This is a genomic window from Azoarcus sp. L1K30, assembly GCF_018122735.1.
Classification (GTDB): Bacteria; Pseudomonadota; Gammaproteobacteria; order Burkholderiales; family Rhodocyclaceae; genus Parazoarcus.
The window spans coordinates 1,536,911-1,556,018 of the sequence record NZ_JAGRRD010000001.1; the positions used below are offsets into that span (position 1 = coordinate 1,536,911).

Consider the following 19,108-nt stretch of genomic DNA (forward strand, 5'->3'; position numbering starts at 1 on the left):
GTACTCCTTCAGTTCTTGGACTGCCTGCGCTCGATTGCCGCCTTGACGTAGGCGGTAAACAGCGGGTGTCCCTTGCGCGGGTTGGAGGTGAACTCGGGGTGGAACTGGCAGCCGACGAACCACGGGTGCACATCCGCCGGCAGTTCGACCATTTCGCACAGGTCGGTCACCGGTGCGCGTCCCGATACGATGAGCCCCTTGCCTTCTAGATCGGCGAGCAGGGTATTGTTGACCTCGTAGCGATGGCGATGGCGCTCCATGATCTCCGGTGCGCCATAGACCTGGCGCGCCAGCGAACCGTCGTTGAGGTGGCACACCTGCCCGCCAAGCCGCATGGTGCCGCCGAGGTCGGAATCTGCGCTGCGCTTCTCGAGCTTGCCGGTGCGATCCTTCCACTCGGTGATCAGGCCGATGACCGGGTAAGCGGTTTCGCGCTCGAACTCGGTGGAGTGCGCGCCGCTCATCCCGGCCACGTTGCGCGCGAATTCCACCACCGCCAACTGCATGCCGAGACAGATGCCGAGGTAAGGCACCTTGTTCTCACGCGCAAACCGGATGGCCGCAATCTTGCCTTCCGTTCCACGCTTGCCGAAGCCCCCGGGCACGAGGATCGCATCCATCTTTTCGAGCACGGCACAGCCGTCCTGCTCGATATCCTCGGAATCGATGTAGTGAATGTTCACGCGCGACTCGGTATGCATGCCGGCGTGGTTCAATGCCTCGATCAACGATTTGTAGGATTCGGTCAGATCGACGTACTTGCCGACGAAGGCCACGTCGATACTCTGCTTCGGATTCTCCAGCGCACGGATCAGATTGCTCCAGACGCTCAGGTCGGCCGCACGCGCGAGAATGCCGAGCTTGTGGCAGACGATCTCGTCGAGCATCTGGTCATGCAGCATGCCCGGGATCTTGTAGATCGAATCGGCGTCCAAACACTCGATCACCGCTTCCGGCATCACGTTGCAGAACAGGGCGATCTTGCGGCGCTCGTCGGCCGGCACGGGACGGTCCGCACGGCACAGCAGGATGTCAGGCTGAATGCCGATCTCGCGCAGCTCCTTGACCGAGTGCTGGGTCGGCTTGGTCTTGAGTTCGCCCGCCGTCGGGATATAGGGCAGCAGCGTCAGATGGATGAAGCAGGCCGCATTGCGCCCCTCTTCGATCCCCATCTGCCGGATGCTCTCGAGAAAGGGCAGCGACTCGATATCGCCCACGGTACCGCCGACTTCGACGATGGCGACATCCGCACCCTCGGCGCCACGCTTGAGGTAGGTCTTGATCTCGTCGGTGATGTGGGGAATGACCTGGACCGTCTTGCCCAGGTATTCGCCGCGACGTTCCTTCTTGATCACCGACTCGTAGATCTGACCGGTGGTGAAGTTGTTGCGCCGGCTCATCTTGGCGCTGGTGAAACGCTCGTAGTGGCCGAGATCGAGGTCGGTCTCGGCGCCATCTTCGGTGACGAAGACTTCGCCGTGCTGGAACGGGCTCATCGTGCCCGGATCGACGTTGATATAGGGATCGAGCTTGAGGTGGGTAACCTTGATGCCGCGGGATTCGAGAATGGCACCAAGCGAGGCCGCCGCGATGCCTTTGCCCAAGGAGGACACGACACCGCCTGTAACGAAGACGTATTTAGTCATGGGAACTGTGCTGCGGGAAAGCGCGATGATAACCGATCCCCCCTCCCCGAGTCAGCACCCGGCACCGTGAAAAAGTCATCGCCCGTGTCGATCACCCCCACCGTACACCTGCGCCAGACGACCTGCTACTGCAAATCGGCATCCCCCTGCACCGCACCGGGTCGCGCGTGTGCTAGTTTGTCGAGCGTAATCCACCTTCAGCCCGCAAGGGCACAGAACATGCTGCTCAATATCGATCTTGTTTCCGACTTTGTCTGCCCCTGGTGCTATATCGGCAAGGTGCGCCTGTACAAGGCCATCGCGAGCCTGCACAACGAACACCCCGACCTCGATTTCCGCATCAACTGGCTCCCCTACTTTCTGAACCCGAACACACCGGTCGCAGGCGAACCCTATCGAGCCTTCCTTGAAGCCAAGTTTGGCAACGCGGCAGCGGTCGATGCCCTGCACGCACGCATTACCGAGGCGGGCGCGCCAGACGGTGTACATTTTGCGTTCGACAGCATGCATGTGCGCCCGAACACGCTGGCCGCTCACCGGTTGACTTACCATCTGCAGGCCATCGGCGCGCGTCAATCCCGCATCCAAGCCATTACAGATGCGATATTCGACGCCCATTTCGTTCACGGCAAGAATATTGGTGACAACGAGGTGCTGGCAGACATCGCGCTCGCCTGCGGCGAAAACCGCGACAACACGCAGGCCTATCTCGAGTCGGGCGAAGATCTCGGCAACGTGCGCAGGATGGCGGAGCAAGTGAAGAAACAGGGCATCACCGGTGTTCCGTTTTTCATCATCGACCGCAAGCTTGCGGTGTCGGGCGCGCAGTCATCCACAGCCATCGGTGCCGCAATACTGCAGGCCCTGAGCTGACTCAGTCGGACGAACCGGTGCGCGTGCCGTATGCATGTGCTTTCAGCGTGCCGAGATCGACCAGCTCCAGCACCGCCTCGTTGGTCGCCTCCAGCACCACAGGCGGCGCAGCGCCTGCATCGAGCGCCTCGAGCCAGCGCAGCGCACACAGACACCAGCGATCCCCCGGCTTCAGTCCGGCAAAGCGGTATTCGGGACGTGGCGTCGTCAGGTCGTTCCCGACACGTGCCGAAAACGCCAGAAATTCTGCCGATACCCGTGTGCAAACGAGATGCAGGCCGCTGTCGTCGGGGCCGGTCTCGCAGCAGCCCGTGCGGTAGAAGCCAGTCAAAGGCGAGTAACTGCAGGCCAGCAGGGAACCGCCCAGAACATTACGTGAAGAAGACATGATCGAAGGCCCTGCATTGGTTTAAAGACGCTGGGACAGCTAATTTCCAATAATCCGTGTCCGCGGGCAAGCCCCTGGACACATCCCTCAGGTTACAGGAACGCCGGGCCGCCGCCACTGCGAAGCGGGCCATTTTGCTCAGCGTCATAATTGCTTGTCGCAAATGCACGATCCCTGCTATTTTCTTCGGTATCTCATTATCGATGACCAGATCAAGCATGCCCTCCGCAGAGCGCCCCTCCGAATTCATCAGTACCGCCCAGGCTGCGCGCCAGCTTGGCCTGTCTCTGGGCGCAGTGCAGCAAATGGTGGAGCACGGCAAGCTGGTGGCATGGAAGACAGCAGGCGGCCATCGACGTATCCGCCAGGACTCCGTTGACGCACTGCTCTCGCAAGCCGGCTCGCAAACCGCAGCACAAACACACGCGACCTCGGAGAGCACCGGCACGCTGCGGATTGTCATTCTCGAAGACGATCTGTTGCTGCAGACGGTCTATCGCGAGACCCTCGCGAAATGGGACCTGCCCATTGACGTGCTTACCTTTGGCAGCGGGCTCGACGCCTTGATCGAAGTCGGGCGCCAGGCACCCGACCTGCTGATTGCCGATCTGCGCATGAGCGGGCTAGACGGCTTCGAGATGATACGCAGGTTGCGCGAAAACCCGGCCACTGCGGACATCGCAATCGTCGTCGTTTCCGCCCTCAAGACGGATGAGATTGGCGCGGAGGGTGGCCTGCCCGATGACGTGACGGTGTATGGAAAACCCGTCCCCTTCCGCGAACTCAAGGGTTACGTTCAGGCACTTATCGCCACCATGCGCCGCCACAGCGCCACGCGCACTGCCGGAACCCGTCACCCAGAATAGGCGTGCGGGCACACGCTCCATCGCCGCGCGCAACCGCCCCATGATTCGACACCGCTCCGTCGCCTACGCACACTTCGCACCGGACGCAATGCTCGACGACCTCATGGACGATGCTGAGGTGGTACGGTCGATATTGACGCATTTCAGCGATTGGCAGCATGCAGCCATCCGGGAGCTGGACGGAGCATCGCGCCCCCGTGACAACAAGCATCTGCAGCGCGTCGCACACTCCCTTCGCGGAACCCTGGCTCAGATCCATGCCGATGTGGGCGCTGAGCTTGCCGGCACGCTCGAATTGCAGTGCAAGGCAGGGCAACCCATCGCCCAGGACATCATCGACCGACTAAAGGCCGAACTTCACGAGATCGACCAAGATGTGCTGCGTTACCTGACGCCCGCCTCTCCATGAACGGCATCGGAGAACCCGGTCAGGCCACGACCCCAGGGCGTCAGCCCGTCGCCAAGCGAACGCAGGTATCGAGCTCACGGACCAATACGCTGAAAACCGCCGGATCGAGACGGCCGTCGCTAACCATCGCCGACATGCAAAGAATCACCTCGTCACCGGTCAACCGCGTGCGATAGGGGCGATCCTGCAGCAAAGCCTGAAAAATGTCGGCTACCGAGACAATGCGTGACTCCTGCTCGATCGCTCTCGCCTCATGGCGGAACGGATAGCCTTGCCCAAGCAGGTTTTCGTGGTGCGCGCCCGCCCAGCGCGGAATCGGGCTGTCGCGAAAGATCCGCAACAATATCCGGAACGTATCGTAACTGTGGCGGACCATCTGCGAATACTCGTCGCGCGTCAAAACCCCCGGCTTGTCGATGATTTCGGACGGCACCCTGAGTTTGCCCATGTCGTGCAACAGACCGGCAATTTCAATCATGAACAGATGGTCGCCGCGGTACCCCATCGAATAGGCAAGATGCCGACTGACCGCGGCCACGCGCCGGGAATGCTCTTCCGTATGCACGCTCTTTGCACCGATCACGCGCAGCAGCAAACCCGCAAGACTGCGAAGATCTGTCTTGTCGAGCACGACGGGCGCCCCGAGTCGACCAAGTTGTATCAGTTCCTCGTCGAGATAGCTCGGCTCCATTGAAAGCCAGAACGCGTCAGACGCAGCAGTCTTCGAAAAGGCATCCACCAGGACCGGGGCAAATCGCCCTGCGCCGAGTGCCTGAATCCTGCTCACGAGGCCATCTCGCTGCCCGATGATATCCGTGCGGAGGCCACCCGCTTGCAGGAAGGGCGAGAACAGGACGTCGACCCGATCCACCAGATAGATCAGATTGGCCTCGAGTCGCCCCTCATCCGACAGTTCGGCCACGCCCGTCAGCTCATGCCATTTCCGGTGGTGGTAGCGCGCTACGCCCTCGAAACCGGACAGCACGGAACATGAGGAAAGAAATTCTCCCCCGCGCGCGCAGTGCCCTTCAGTACCCTCCCAGTCCAGCTCGTCGTCCAACCCCCGCGGCTCACTAAATCCCGACACCCCGCAGTCATGGAGCATTCCGCCATGGAGCACATGCAAGCAGCGCGCTCGATCCCAACCCAGCGCCTGCCCCACCAGACATGCCATATGTCCGACACGCTTGCCGTGCTGCAATTCGTCCACGCCGACGAAATCGAGCGAGGTCGTCAGACCGACAATCACATCATGAAGGTTCACCTCGATCATTCAGAACGCTCCGCGCCAGAATCGGCGCCAATCCGGCTCACCGAGCAGGCAAACTCAAGTCTGACAGGGCTACCACAATCAATTATCCGACGAGCGGCCGGAAAGCCCACCCACGACCTCAACATCGTACTACTGGCAGAAATTCGAAGTCCGCCCGAAAAAAAGCCACGGCAGGCTTCCCCTTGGCAAGCTAACCCGTTAGAATGCGCGGCTTCCACGGAGAGGTGGATGAGTGGTTTAAGTCGCACGCCTGGAAAGCGTGTTTGGGATAATATCCCAACGCGGGTTCGAATCCCGCCCTCTCCGCCAGTTTTCACTTCACCCCAGGCATGCGGCGCGGGCAGCACAATGCCCGAGGACGCGTACCCCCAATCCCCGCTGGTCTTTAACCAGGCGGGGATTTTTGTTTTCGGGGTGAATGCCTTGCGCGCAACGCGCGCGCTCGGAAGCCTGTCCGTGACATCGGGAGAGATCAGCCTGAGCGCCTGAAATGCAAAAACCCTGCACATGTGCAGGGTTAATCGCAATTGAACCGTTCTTTGGTGGGTGCTGACGGGGTCGAACCGCCGACATTCGCCTTGTAAGGGCGACGCTCTACCAACTGAGCTAAGCACCCCCGACCAAGCAGACTATTCGACCTCTGCTCAGCGAAGTCCGCTAGTTTACCGAATCCTTCAAACCTTTGCCAGCCCTAAATTTGGGGACTTTTGCAGCTTTAATTTTGATGTTCTTGCCGGTACGGGGGTTGCGCCCGGTTCTGGCCGCACGGTCACCGACATAGAAAGTACCGAAACCTACCAGCGTTACGGTGTCATCCTGCTTGAGTGCCTGTTTGACGGATTCGATGGTCGCATCCAGGGCCTTTCCTGCTGCAGCCTTGGAAATGTCAGCTTGCTTGGCAATCGCGTCGATCAGTTCGGATTTGTTCACTTCTAGCCCCCTTCTGGAGTGGATCGCATTAGAAATAACCCGGCCAAAAACCAGAAACGACGCGACTTTGCGCGACCTTCCTGTCGTCCTGCATAAGCCATGCTCGTTATAGCTTGGGCGATTCTCAAGTGTCAAGGCGCACCGCAACGAGCTTTCGCCCGCCTGGTGCGCCTTTCAGGGGATCCGAGACCGAAACCGGCCTCAATGCGCGCGCAAGTTCTTGCCTGTCGGGGCAACCTCTTCGGACGCCGCCACCGCCGGCGCAACGACATCAGGCAGGGGAGCCGGCTTACGTTCGAGCGCCAACTCAAGTACCTGGTCGATCCACTTCACCGGAATGATCTCGATGGCGTTCTTGATGTTGTCGGGGATCTCGGCGAGATCCTTGACGTTCTCTTCCGGAATGAGCGCACGACCAATACCGCCGCGTACCGCTGCCAGCAGCTTTTCCTTCAGTCCGCCGATCGGCAACACCTCGCCACGCAAAGTGATCTCGCCCGTCATGGCGACATCGCAACACACCGGAATTCCCGTCAGCACGGATACCAGGGCGGTCGTGATGGCGCTGCCAGCCGACGGCCCATCCTTGGGAATCGCGCCTTCGGGCAGGTGGATGTGAATATCGCTCTTCTGATAGAAATCATCTTCGATGCCGAGCGAGCGCGCACGCTTGCGCACGACCGACAACGCCGCCTGGATCGACTCCTGCATGACCTCGCCGAGTTTGCCGGTGGTCATGACCTTGCCCTTGCCCGGCAGAACGACCGCCTCGACCGTGAGCAGCTCGCCGCCGACCTCGGTCCATGCCAGCCCCGTCACCTGCCCGACCTGGTTCTGCTTCTCTGCGATGCCAAAACTGTACTTGCGCACACCCAGATACTTGTCGAGGTTCTTCGCGTTCACCACGATCTTGCTCGAACGCGCACGCAGCACCAGGGCCTTCACCACCTTGCGGCAGATCTTGGAGATCTCGCGCTCCATGCTTCGCACACCGGCCTCACGCGTGTAGTAGCGACACACGTCGCGCAGGGCCTCTTCCGTCACCGACAGCTCTTCGGCCTTCAGGCCATTGTTCTTCATCTGCTTCGGCAGCAGATAGCGCAGCGCGATATTCACCTTTTCGTCCTCGGTGTAACCGGACAGGCGAATGACTTCCATGCGGTCCAGCAAGGGCGCGGGGATATTGAGCGTATTGGCCGTAGCCACGAACATTACGTCCGACAGGTCGAAGTCGACCTCGACGTAGTGGTCCTGGAAGGTGTGATTCTGTTCCGGATCCAGTACCTCGAGCAACGCCGACGACGGATCACCCCGGAAGTCCATTCCGAGCTTGTCCACTTCGTCAAGCAGGAAGAGCGGATTCTTGACACCGACCTTGCTCATGTTCTGCAGGATCTTGCCCGGCATGGAGCCGATGTAGGTGCGCCGGTGGCCGCGAATCTCAGCTTCGTCACGCACACCGCCGAGCGCCATCCGCACGAACTTGCGATTGGTGGCCTTGGCAATCGACTGCCCGAGCGAGGTCTTGCCCACGCCCGGAGGGCCGACCAGACACAGGATCGGAGCCTTTACCTTGTCGACACGCTGCTGAACGGCAAGATATTCGAGAATGCGTTCCTTGACCCGCTCCAGACCGTAATGATCCTTGTCCAGGACCTTCTCGGCCTCGCCCAGATCCTTGCTGACACGGGATTTCTTCTTCCACGGCAGGCCGATCATGATGTCGATGTAGTTGCGCACTACGGTAGCTTCTGCCGACATCGGCGACATCAGGCGCAGCTTCTTGAACTCAGCCTGCGCCTTGACCAAGGCTTCCTTGGGCATGCCCGCGGACTTGATCTTTTTGTCCATCTCCTCGAGATCGGCACCTTCTTCGCCTTCCCCGAGTTCTTTCTGGATCGCCTTGACCTGCTCGTTGAGGTAGTACTCGCGCTGACTCTTCTCCATCTGGCGCTTGACGCGGCCACGGATGCGCTTCTCGACCTGCAGGATGTCGAGTTCGGTCTCGAGTTGCGACAACAACTTGTCGAGGCGTTCATTGACGTCGAACATCTCCAGCACTTCCTGCTTCTGTTCGAGCTTGAGCGGCAGATGCGCGGCGATGGTATCGGCCAGGCGACCGGATTCGTCGATGCCTGCGAGCGAAGTCAGAATCTCCGGCGGGATCTTCTTGTTCAGCTTCACGTACTGTTCGAACTGAGCGATGATCGCACGGCGCATCGCTTCGACTTCGGTGTTATCCACCTCAGGCAGCGGTACCGGCGTCGCCTTGGCGACAAACAGATGGCGCAGGTCGTCGACGGAGTCGATGCGCGCGCGCTGCAAGCCTTCGACGAGCACCTTGATCGTGCCATCTGGCAGCTTGAGCATCTGCAGGATATTGGCAAGGCAGCCGATATCGTAGAGATCTTCGATCGACGGCTCATCCTTCGCAGCGGACTTCTGCGCCACGAGCAGGATGCTCTTGCCCGCTTCCATCGCGTTCTCGAGCGCCTTGATCGACTTGGGTCGCCCCACGAACAGCGGAATGACCATGTGTGGAAACACCACCACGTCGCGCAGCGGCAGCAGCGGCAGTTCCATTTGCTCGCTGGGGAGGTCAGCAGGACCCGACATTTTTATATTCCTTCCGAAAAGGGTCACACCCATATGCGGGCATGACCCGGGAATTCAAGTGGCGGGCTGGGTCTTGTCAGTTGGAGCCGGATACCTTTTGCTGATCGGCATAGATCAGCAGTGGCTTGGCCCCTTCTTCGATCGTGCCCTCGTCGATGACGACCTTGCTGACGCCTTCCATCGTCGGCAGGTCGTACATGATGTCGAGCAGCGCAGCCTCGAGAATGGAGCGCAGACCACGCGCCCCGGTCTTGCGACGAATGGCCTTGCGCGCCACGGCGTGCAGCGCAGCGGCGCGAATCTCGAGCTCGACGCCCTCCATCGAGAACAGTTTCTGGTACTGCTTGACCAGCGCGTTCTTGGGCTCAACGAGAATTTTGATCAGCGCTTCTTCATCGAGTTCCTGCAGCGTCGCCACGACCGGCAGACGTCCGATCAATTCGGGGATGAGACCGAACTTGATCAGGTCCTCGGGCTCGACCTGGCGGAAGGCTTCGGTCACGGTCTTGGTTTCGCTGCTCTTGACCTCGGCGCCGAAGCCGATGCCGACCTTCTCGGTACGATTGCGGATCACCTTGTCCAGCCCGTCGAACGCCCCACCGCAAATGAACAGCACGTTAGTGGTATCGACCTGGACAAAGTCCTGATTGGGGTGCTTGCGCCCGCCCTGCGGCGGAATCGACGCGACCGTGCCTTCGACCAGCTTCAGCAACGCCTGCTGCACGCCTTCACCGGACACATCACGGGTAATCGAAGGGTTGTCCGACTTGCGCGAAATCTTGTCGATTTCGTCGATATAGACGATGCCCTGCTGCGCCTTCTCGACGTCGTAGTCGCATTTCTGCAGCAGCTTCTGAATGATGTTCTCGACATCCTCACCGACGTAACCCGCCTCGGTAAGCGTGGTGGCATCGGCCATCACGAAGGGAACGTTGAGCAATCTGGCCAGCGTCTGCGCAAGCAGGGTCTTGCCCGAACCGGTCGGTCCGATCAGCAGGATGTTGCTCTTGGAGAGCTCGACGTCATCCTTGCTGTCGCCAAGGTGACGCAGGCGCTTGTAGTGGTTGTACACCGCCACCGACAGATTGCGCTTGGCCTTGCCCTGGCCGATGACGTATTGATCCAGAATGTCGCAGATTTCCTGCGGCGTGGGGAGCTGGCCCTTGACGTTCGGGTTGCCGCCATCACCCGCGATCTCCTCGCGGATGATGTCGTTGCACAACTCGATGCACTCATCGCAAATGAAGACGGAGGGACCGGCAATCAGCTTGCGGACTTCATGCTGGCTTTTGCCACAAAACGAGCAGTACAGCAGCTTTTCGCCACTCGTCTTCTTTTCCGACATGATGTGTTCTCCTGATTCAGGTGTCAGCGCGACTGGTGAGCACCTTATCTACAAGGCCATATTCGACCGCACGTGTCGCAGACATGAAATTGTCGCGATCGGTATCCTTTTCGATCTGCTCGAGCGGCTGACCGGTATGCTTGGCGAGCATTTCATTGAGACGGGCACGCAGGAACAGAATCTCACGCGCGTGAATCTCGATATCCGATGCCTGCCCCTGGAAACCACCCAGCGGCTGGTGAATCATCACTCGGGAATTGGGCAGAATGAAGCGCTTGCCCTTTTCGCCCGCTGCGAGCAGGAAGGCTCCCATGCTGGCGGCCTGCCCGATACATAACGTGCTCACGTTCGGCTTGATGAACTGCATGGTGTCGTAGATCGCCATGCCGGCCGTGACCGAACCGCCCGGGGAGTTGATATAGAAGTAGATGTCCTTGTCCGGATTCTCGGATTCAAGGAAAAGCAATTGCGCGACGATGACGTTCGCCGTCGTGTCATTGACCGGCCCGACGAGGAACACCACCCGCTCCTTCAGAAGGCGCGAATAGATGTCATAGGCGCGTTCACCGCGCCCGCTCTGCTCGACGACCATCGGAACCAGGCCAAGACCTACCGGGTTCCACTCGCTGCTGTGCTGGGGTGTTCCATTCATCATCGTTCGCTCTCGAGCGACCTTAGGCCGCGTTACCCATCAATTCGTCAAAGGCGACCGGTTTTTCCGTGCTCTGAGCTTGCGAAGCAACCCAAGCCACGACGTTATCCTCGATCACCACGGCTTCAGCCTGCGCCAGACGGTCCGGCTGTGCGTAATACCAGCGTACCAGTTCGGAAGGGTCTTCGTAACTCTCCGCCATCTCCTCGATCAGCGCACGCACCTGCTCCGGCTTGGCGTGCAGCTCCTTGGCCTTGACCAGTTCGGCCATGATCAGACCCAGCTTGACGCGGCGGACCGCCTGCTCGGCAAACCATGCGGGTTCGACCGGAATGTCCTTGGTCTGCATGCCGCGGGCTTCGAGGTCACGCTTGGCATTCTCGGCCAATTGACGCGACTCGGCATCGATCAGGGCCTTCGGCACTTCGATCGGCGTCACTTCAAGGAGCGCATTCATGACCTGCTCCTTGACCTTGGCCTGAATACGGCGCTTCACTTCGCGGGTAAGGTTGGTACGCACCTCGTCGCGCAGCTTGGCGACATCGCCATCAGCCACACCCAGCGCCTTGGCAAAGTCGGCATCGACTTCAGGCAACACCGGCGCCTCGACCTTCTTCACCGTCACGTCGAACTGCACGGCCTGCCCTGCCAGGTGCTTGGCGTGATAGTCCTCGGGGAAACTCATGTCGAAGGTCTTCGATTCGCCGGCCTTCAGCCCAGTCACAGCGGTTTCGAAATCCTTGAGCATCGAGCCGGCACCGATCACGAACGGAAAGTCGTCGGCCTTGCCGCCGTCGAACAGTTCGCCATCCTTCTTGCCTGCAAAATCGATCACGACGCGGTCACCATCTTCGGCGGCGCGATCAGCCGTCTCGAACGACGTGCGCTGCTTGCGCAGCACGTCGATCGTCTTGTCGACTTCTGCGTCACCGACTTCCAGCGCCGGGCGCTCGATGCTCTGACCTGAGAGGTCGCCGAGCACGACTTCGGGATAGACCTCGAACACGGCGCTGAACTCGAGCACTTCGGCGTTCGATGCTTCCTTCGGCTGGATCTGGGGGTAACCCGCGACACGCAGATTCTGTTCGCGCACGGCATTGCCGAACGCCTTCTCGACTGCAGCGCCAATGGCCTCGGAACGGGCCTGCGGCTCATAGGTCTGGGCAACGATCTTCATCGGCACCTTGCCCGGGCGGAAACCAGGCATTTTCACGGTGCGGGCAAGCTTCTTCAGACGCGCGTCAACTTCCTTGTTGATCTCCGCCATCGCGACGGACATATCGATACGGCGCTCCAGCGAGCTCGGGTTTTCCTGGTTGGTCTGCATGCAATCAATCCTGAGAAGTCAAAAATACCGTCGGTCTCGTGTGCAGCCCTGATTGGTTTGCTACATTCAAAGCGACAGGGCGACCGACTTGTTCCAAACAAACGAAGATTCTAGCACACGGGCGGGGCCTTCCTTCCAGCACCTCCAAAGGGTCAGAATGAACGCGGAACAGTGAAAAAATGCACGCACCTCAAAGGAACTCGAGGCGTAGCGTGGTCTCTCAAGAATGGGAATGCAGCTTGCAACATTCCTTCCTATAAGCAGGATCAGTGCCAGGAATTTACCGACGGAATTGTGCCGGGTCCATGAGGCCCCATCGACAAGGAGACGTCCCGATGAGCATCTTCAACGCCTACCAGGCCCGCTTCGAAGCCGCCCGCGAAGACGAAATGTCGATCCAGGAGTACCTGGAGCTATGCAGCCGCGACCGCGCGGCCTATGCCACCGCAGCCGAACGCATGCTGATGGCGATCGGTGACCCTGAGCTGGTCGATACCCGGCTCGACCCCCGCCTGTCGCGCATCTTCTCTAACAAGGTGCTCAAACTCTATCCCGCGTTTCGCGACTTCTACGGCATGGAAGAGGTGATCGAGCACATCGTGTCCTATTTCCGTCATGCCGCGCAGGGCCTTGAGGAGAAGAAGCAGATCCTCTACCTGCTCGGGCCCGTCGGAGGGGGGAAATCGTCTCTTGCGGAAAAGCTCAAGAGCCTCATCGAGCACGTGCCGTTCTACGCAATCAAGGGCTCGCCGGTCAATGAATCGCCGCTCGGACTGTTCAGCCCGGAAGAGGACGCGCACATCCTGGAGGATGACTACAGCATTCCGCGCCGTTATCTGGGCACCATCATGAGCCCATGGGCGGTCAAGCGGCTGCATGAGTACGGAGGCGACATCACCCGCTTCCGTGTCGTAAAGTTGACACCGTCCGTGCTGCGCCAGATTGCCGTGGCAAAGACCGAGCCGGGCGACGAGAACAATCAGGATATCTCCTCGCTGGTGGGCAAGATCGACATCCGCAAGCTCGAACAATATTCGCAGGACGACCCCGACGCCTACAGCTACTCGGGCGGGCTCTGCCTCTCCAACCGCGGCATGCTCGAATTCGTGGAGATGTTCAAGGCCCCGATCAAGGTCCTGCATCCGCTGCTCACCGCAACGCAGGAAGGCAACTACAAGGGAACAGAGGGTTTCGGCGCGATCCCCTTCGACGGTATCGTGATGGCACACTCGAACGAGTCCGAGTGGATGGCGTTCAAGAACAACAAGAACAACGAAGCCTTCCTCGACCGCATCTACACGGTCAAGGTGCCCTACTGCCTGCGCATGTCGGATGAGGTCCGGATTTACGAAAAGCTGCTCGCCAACAGTTCACTGTGGGAAGCGCCCTGCGCACCCGACACGCTGAAGATGCTCGCGCAGTTTTCGGTGCTGTCGCGACTCAAGGAACCGGAAAACTCCAGCATCTACTCCAAGATGCGGGTCTATGACGGCGAAAATCTGAAGGACACCGACCCCAAGGCGAAGAGCTTCCAGGAGTATCGCGACTACGCGGGGGTGGACGAAGGCATGACCGGGCTCTCCACCCGCTTCGCGTTCAAGGTGCTGTCGCGCGTGTTCAACTTCGATCACCGCGAGGTCGCAGCCAATCCGGTGCATCTGATGTACGTCCTAGAGCAGCAGATCGAGCAGGAGCAATATCAGCCCGAGGCCGAAGCCCGCTACCTGGGCTTCATCAAGGAGTTCCTCGCGCCGCGTTACGCGGAGTTCATCGGCAAGGAAATCCAGACGGCCTACCTCGAAAGCTACTCCGAGTATGGACAGAACATCTTCGACCGCTACGTGATCTACGCCGACTTCTGGATACAGGACCAGGAGTTCCGCGACCCAAACACCGGCGAGATTCTCGACCGTTCCGCGCTCAACGAAGAACTGGAGAAAATCGAGAAACCTGCGGGCATCAGCAACCCGAAGGATTTCCGCAACGAGGTAGTCAACTTCGTATTGCGCGCACGCGCCAAGAACGAGGGCGCCAATCCGAGCTGGACGTCTTACGAGAAGCTGCGTGCGGTCATCGAGAAAAAGATGTTCTCCAACACCGAAGACCTGCTGCCGGTCATCAGCTTCAATGCCAAGGCCAGCGCCGACGAGCAGAAGAAGCACCAGAACTTCGTCAACCGCATGATCGAAAAAGGCTACACAGAGAAGCAGGTACGCCTGCTCTGCGAGTGGTATCTGCGCGTACGGAAATCGTCCTGAGCGCCTGAACGCAACGCAGCGTCCCGCGCCGCCGGCCCCGTCCGGCCGCCGGTGCGCTGTGCGCCACCACGGAGAATGGCATGGTACGCATCATCGATCGGCGCTTCGACAGCAAGAAGAAGAGCGCGGTGAATCGGCAGCGCTTCGTGCGCCGCTTCAAGCAGCAGATCCGGCGAGCGGTATCCGACGCCATCGACGGACGCTCGATCCGTGACCTCGACAACGGCGAGAGCATCTCGATCCCGGCGAAAGATCTGTCCGAACCGCATTTTCAGAACGGCAAGGGCGGCATCTGGGAGCAGGTCTTCCCGGGCAACGACCAGTTCTCGAGCGGCGACCAGATCAAGCGCCCGCAGGGAGGGGGTGCCGGCGGCGGCGGCGGGAAGGCCAGCAACGAAGGCCAGAGCGAAGACGACTTCGTGTTCCAGCTGTCGCGCGACGAATTCCTGGACATCTTCTTCGACGACCTCGCCCTGCCCAATCTGGTGCGGACGCAGCTTGCCCGCGTCACCGATTTCAAGAGCCGGCGCGCCGGTTTTACCTCGTCGGGCGTACCGGCAAACATCAACATCGTGCGCTCGATGCGCGGCGCACTGGGCAGGCGTCTGGCGCTGGGCTCCCCGTTCCGCGCGCGACTGCGCGATCTGCAGGACGAACTGGAAAAGGCCATCGAACAGTATGGCGAAGACAGCGACGAAGCGCGCCTGCTGCGCGACGAGGTCGGCAAGCTGCGCGCCCGGATCGAAGCCATCCCCTTCATCGACAGCTTCGACCTGCGCTACAACAACCGCGTCCGCGTTCCGCTACCGACCACACAAGCGGTCATGTTTTGCGTGATGGACGTGTCCGGCTCGATGGACGAGGAAAAGAAGGCGACCGCCAAGCGCTTCTTCATGCTGCTGTACCTCTTCCTGAATCGTACCTACGAGCATATCGAGGTGGTTTTCATCCGCCACCACACCATCGCCAAGGAAACCGACGAAGACGAGTTCTTTCACTCGCGCGAATCGGGTGGCACCGTGGTGTCGAGCGCGCTCGAACTGATGCGCGACATCATTCGCGAACGCTACGCCGGCGGCCAATGGAACGTCTATGGTGCGCAGGCCTCGGACGGTGACAACTGGGACAACGACTCGCCCATCTGCCGCCAGATCCTCGACGAGGAGATCCTGCCCTGGTGCCAGTACTTCGCCTATATCGAGATCACGCCCGGCGAACCGCAGAACCTGTGGCGCGAGTACGAAAAGCTCCATGCCGACAGCAACAATTTCGCCATGCAGCGCATCGAGTCGCCGGCCGATATCTATCCGGTATTCCGCGAACTGTTCAAGAAGAGTCTCGCATGAACCGTCCCCTTAAGAAGAAAGCACCACTTCCCGCCGGCTCGGAATGGACCTTCGAGAGCATCGAGCGTTATCACACCGAGATTGCCCGCGTGGCGCAAGGCTATGGGCTCGACACCTATCCCGTTCAGATCGAGATCATCACGGCGGAACAGATGATGGACGCCTATGCCTCGGTCGGCATGCCCGTGAATTATCACCACTGGTCGTTCGGCAAGCAGTTCCTGAGCACCGAGAAAGGCTACCGTCGCGGCCAGATGGGCCTTGCCTACGAAATCGTCATCAACTCCAACCCCTGCATCGCCTATCTGATGGAGGAGAACACGCTGCCGATGCAGGGCCTGGTCATCGCCCACGCGGCCTACGGGCACAACAGCTTCTTCAAGGGCAATTACCTGTTCCGTACATGGACCAATGCCGATGCGATCATCGATTACCTGATCTTCGCCCGCAATTACATCGCCCAGTGCGAAGAGCGTCACGGCGTGGAAGAGGTCGAACTGCTGCTCGACTCCTGCCATGCCCTGATGAACCTCGGTGTCGACCGCTACAAGCGTCCGCCCAAGCTGTCGATGGCCAAGGAGAAATTGCGCCAGGACGAGCGCGAGGAATACCTGCAGACCCAGGTCAACGATCTGTGGCGGACCCTGCCCTCGCACGACCTGCGCAAGGACAGCGCACCGGAGCGTCGCTTCCCCGAGGAGCCGGAAGAAAACCTGCTCTACTTCATCGAGAAGAATGCGCCCCTGCTCGAGCCCTGGCAGCGCGAAGTCGTCCGCATCGTGCGCAAGATCGCGCAGTATTTCTTCCCCCAGCGCCAGACCCAAGTGATGAACGAAGGCTGGGCCACCTTCTGGCACTACACCCTGCTCAATACGCTGTACGACGAAGGCCTGCTTGCGGACAGCTTCATGCTCGAATTCCTGCAGTCGCATACCAACGTCGTCTTCCAGCCGCCCTATAACGTACGCTGGTACAACGGCATCAATCCCTATGCGCTCGGGTTTGCCATGTGGACCGATCTGCGGCGCATCTGCGAACACCCCACCGACGAAGACCGCAGGTGGTTTCCCGATATCGCCGGCAGCGACTGGCACGAGACCTTCGACTTTGCGATGCGCAATTTCAAGGACGAGAGCTTCGTTGCCCAATACCTGTCGCCCAAGGTGATGCGCGACTTCCGCATGTTTGCCATCTACGACGACGAAAAGCAGGAGAATCTCAAGGTCTCCGCCATTCACGACGACGCCGGATTCCGCCACGTGCGCGAAATCCTGTCCGAGCATTACAACCTCGGCAGCCGCGAACCCAACATCCAGGTCTGGAACGTCGACCTGCGCGGCGACCGCTCGCTCACGCTGCGCCACCAGCGCTGGCAAGGCCGGCCGCTGGCGGACAGTGCGCAGGAAGTGGTCAAGCACATTGCGCGCCTGTGGGGCTTCAATGTACGGCTCGAATCGGCCAAGGACGACGGCACCGTGGAACTGTTGCACGAAACCCGCCTGGAAAAACGCAAGGCGCGCAATTGAAGTGGTGGCAACTGGTACGCCACGCGGGACGCATGACACCAGTGGTGTGCTCTGCCGCTGACACCTCCGCCAACAACAAAATGACCTCAACAGGGCGCGCTCGCCCTTAGAATCGGGGGTCACTTCGCTCAAAGCCCGCACATGCTCACGCCCGCACAGCCCATTTACCCTGTCACCTGCATCCGGGAGATCGAGCGCAAACTGATCCCGAGCGCCCGTCCGCCCCTGATGGAACGTGCTGGTCGCGCCGCCGCGGAGGACGCCGTGCGCCTCATCATGGATCGGCCGGGCCCCATCCTGGTTGCCTGCGGCCCTGGCAACAACGGCGGCGACGGCTTCGTGATGGCGCGCCAGCTTCGCCAGGCCGGGCGCGAAGTCATCGTCGCCTTTGCCCACGATCCAGCCACCCTGCCGGCCGAAGCCCGCAAGGCCCATGCCGACTATCTACTCGCCGGCGGCAGCACCGTCTCCGACCTGCCTTCGGCGCCGGCCAACGGGTGGGCGCTGGTGGTCGACGCCATCTTCGGCATCGGGCTGAAGCGCGCACCGGAAGGACGTTACGCGATATGGATCAACACGCTCAACGCGCAGCAGGTGCCGCGCATGGCGCTCGATGTTCCCAGCGGCCTCGATGCCGACACCGGCCGACCCCTCGGCCCCTGCTTTCGCGCCACCCATACCACGACCTTCATCACACTCAAGCCGGGGCTGCTGACGCTTGACGGGCCGGACTATTGTGGTGAGATCTCGGTGCAGCGCATCGAGATCGACGCCCCGGCCTGGGTGCCGCCGCGCGGCTACAGCGTCCGCTGCAGCCTGTTTCAGCATCACCTGTCACCGCGCCCGCGCAACACCCACAAAGGCATGTACGGCGATGCCGGCATTCTTGGCGGTGCGAGCGGCATGGCCGGTGCTGCGCTGCTGGCCGGACGTGCCGCGCTGTGGCTGGGCGCAGGGCGGGTTTTCGTCGGCTTGCTCGACCCCGCCGCGCCGACGGTCGACATCCAGCACCCCGAACTCATGCTACGCGCCGCGAATGCGCTTCCCGAGCACCTGACGGCCCTTGCCGCCGGGCCCGGACTGGGACGAAGCGCCGAAGCCGTGAGTTTGCTCGACACCGCCATCAGGCGCGACATTCCGCTGCTGCTCGATGCCGACGCGCTCAATATCATTGCCAACGATGCCGCGTTGGCCCACGCCTTGGGCGCGCGCACCGCGGTGACGCTGATCACGCCACACCCGGCCGAAGCCGCGCGCCTGCTGGGCGCGACCACGACCACGGTGCAGCACGACCGTCTGGCTGCCGCGCTGGCCCTGGCCAGCCGGTACAACGCAATCACCGTACTGAAGGGCTGCGGCAGCATCATCGCCACGCCGGACGGACGCTGGTTCATCAACAACACCGGACACCCGGGCATGGCCACTGCAGGTATGGGCGACGTGCTCAGCGGACTGGTGCTGAGTCTGCTCGCACAGGGCTGGCTCGCCGAGGCGGCGCTGATCGGTGCCGTTCATCTGCACGGCGCGGCGGCCGACCGCCTCGCGCGTGAAGGCATCGGCCCGATCGGATTGAGTGCCAGCGAGGTTATCGATGCAGCACGCGGCGTCTTCAACGGATGGCTGATCGAAGGCGCGCGTTCGCGTCATTGAGCC

15 protein-coding genes and 2 tRNA genes are annotated in these 19,108 nt (G+C 60.7%); 8 read left to right on the forward strand and 9 right to left on the reverse strand.

The features are described 5' to 3' along the window. Positions 1-8: 8 nt before the first annotated feature. Positions 9-1,646: a CTP synthase gene (locus tag J5J83_RS06960; protein WP_212347015.1), complete on the reverse strand. Its 1,638-nt coding sequence runs from the start codon at positions 1,644-1,646 to the stop codon at positions 9-11. 219 nt (positions 1,647-1,865) lie between these two features. Between J5J83_RS06960 and J5J83_RS06965 the strand changes: the two genes are divergently transcribed. Continuing rightward, positions 1,866-2,519, forward strand: a complete 654-nt coding sequence (locus J5J83_RS06965; RefSeq protein WP_212347017.1) for a DsbA family oxidoreductase — start codon at positions 1,866-1,868, stop codon at positions 2,517-2,519. A gap of 1 nt (position 2,520) precedes the next feature. Here the strand turns inward: J5J83_RS06965 and J5J83_RS06970 are convergent, their stop codons facing one another. Next, positions 2,521-2,907 (reverse strand): DUF2237 domain-containing protein, encoded by a 387-nt coding sequence (locus J5J83_RS06970; RefSeq protein ID WP_212347020.1) that lies wholly within the window; start codon positions 2,905-2,907, stop codon positions 2,521-2,523. Between the two features lie 218 nt (positions 2,908-3,125). Between J5J83_RS06970 and J5J83_RS06975 the strand changes: the two genes are divergently transcribed. Together J5J83_RS06975 and J5J83_RS06980 are read left to right on the forward strand one after the other, a co-directional pair. Further along, on the forward strand, positions 3,126-3,773 hold the full coding sequence (locus tag J5J83_RS06975; protein ID WP_212347023.1) for a response regulator: 648 nt from the start codon (positions 3,126-3,128) through the stop codon (positions 3,771-3,773). A gap of 88 nt (positions 3,774-3,861) precedes the next feature. Next, complete coding sequence (locus J5J83_RS06980; RefSeq protein WP_212347026.1) at positions 3,862-4,182, forward strand: Hpt domain-containing protein; 321 nt, start codon at positions 3,862-3,864, stop codon at positions 4,180-4,182. Positions 4,183-4,222: 40 nt separating this feature from the next. Here J5J83_RS06980 and J5J83_RS06985 read toward each other — a convergent pair whose 3' ends face one another. After that, a complete protein-coding gene (locus J5J83_RS06985; protein WP_212347029.1) occupies positions 4,223-5,455 on the reverse strand; it encodes an HD domain-containing phosphohydrolase in 1,233 nt (410 codons plus the stop codon). A gap of 218 nt (positions 5,456-5,673) precedes the next feature. Here J5J83_RS06985 and J5J83_RS06990 point away from each other — a divergent pair. Next, positions 5,674-5,764: transfer RNA gene (locus J5J83_RS06990), tRNA-Ser, on the forward strand. Between the two features lie 231 nt (positions 5,765-5,995). Here the strand turns inward: J5J83_RS06990 and J5J83_RS06995 are convergent. From J5J83_RS06995 to tig, 6 genes are all read right to left on the reverse strand, one after another. After that, positions 5,996-6,071 (reverse strand) — tRNA-Val (locus tag J5J83_RS06995). A 41-nt stretch (positions 6,072-6,112) separates the two neighbouring features. After that, entirely contained in the window at positions 6,113-6,385 is a 273-nt protein-coding gene (locus J5J83_RS07000; protein WP_212347032.1) for an HU family DNA-binding protein, read from the reverse strand. Positions 6,386-6,586: 201 nt separating this feature from the next. After that, on the reverse strand, positions 6,587-9,001 hold the full coding sequence (gene lon, locus J5J83_RS07005; RefSeq protein WP_212347035.1) for an endopeptidase La: 2,415 nt from the start codon (positions 8,999-9,001) through the stop codon (positions 6,587-6,589). Between the two features lie 76 nt (positions 9,002-9,077). Then, a complete protein-coding gene (clpX, locus tag J5J83_RS07010; protein ID WP_212347039.1) occupies positions 9,078-10,346 on the reverse strand; it encodes an ATP-dependent Clp protease ATP-binding subunit ClpX in 1,269 nt (422 codons plus the stop codon). A gap of 16 nt (positions 10,347-10,362) precedes the next feature. Next, the gene (clpP, locus tag J5J83_RS07015; protein ID WP_212347041.1) at positions 10,363-11,001 is read right to left on the reverse strand and encodes an ATP-dependent Clp endopeptidase proteolytic subunit ClpP; all 639 of its coding nucleotides are present in this window, start codon (positions 10,999-11,001) and stop codon (positions 10,363-10,365) included. 19 nt (positions 11,002-11,020) lie between these two features. Continuing rightward, positions 11,021-12,325, reverse strand: a complete 1,305-nt coding sequence (tig, locus tag J5J83_RS07020) for a trigger factor (protein WP_212347044.1) — start codon at positions 12,323-12,325, stop codon at positions 11,021-11,023. 335 nt (positions 12,326-12,660) lie between these two features. On the opposite strand from tig, the gene J5J83_RS07025 reads away from it, so the two are divergent. The 4 genes from J5J83_RS07025 (at position 12,661) to J5J83_RS07040 (ending at position 19,105) form a co-directional block, all read left to right on the forward strand. Further along, positions 12,661-14,583: a PrkA family serine protein kinase gene (locus tag J5J83_RS07025; RefSeq protein WP_212347048.1), complete on the forward strand. Its 1,923-nt coding sequence runs from the start codon at positions 12,661-12,663 to the stop codon at positions 14,581-14,583. 80 nt (positions 14,584-14,663) lie between these two features. Continuing rightward, the gene (locus J5J83_RS07030; RefSeq protein ID WP_212347051.1) at positions 14,664-15,929 is read left to right on the forward strand and encodes a YeaH/YhbH family protein; all 1,266 of its coding nucleotides are present in this window, start codon (positions 14,664-14,666) and stop codon (positions 15,927-15,929) included. Then, the gene (locus J5J83_RS07035; protein WP_212347055.1) at positions 15,926-17,455 is read left to right on the forward strand and encodes a SpoVR family protein; all 1,530 of its coding nucleotides are present in this window, start codon (positions 15,926-15,928) and stop codon (positions 17,453-17,455) included. Before J5J83_RS07030 ends, J5J83_RS07035 begins: the two co-directional genes overlap by 4 nt. A gap of 141 nt (positions 17,456-17,596) precedes the next feature. After that, entirely contained in the window at positions 17,597-19,105 is a 1,509-nt protein-coding gene (locus tag J5J83_RS07040; protein ID WP_212347058.1) for an NAD(P)H-hydrate dehydratase, read from the forward strand. Positions 19,106-19,108: the final 3 nt, after the last annotated feature.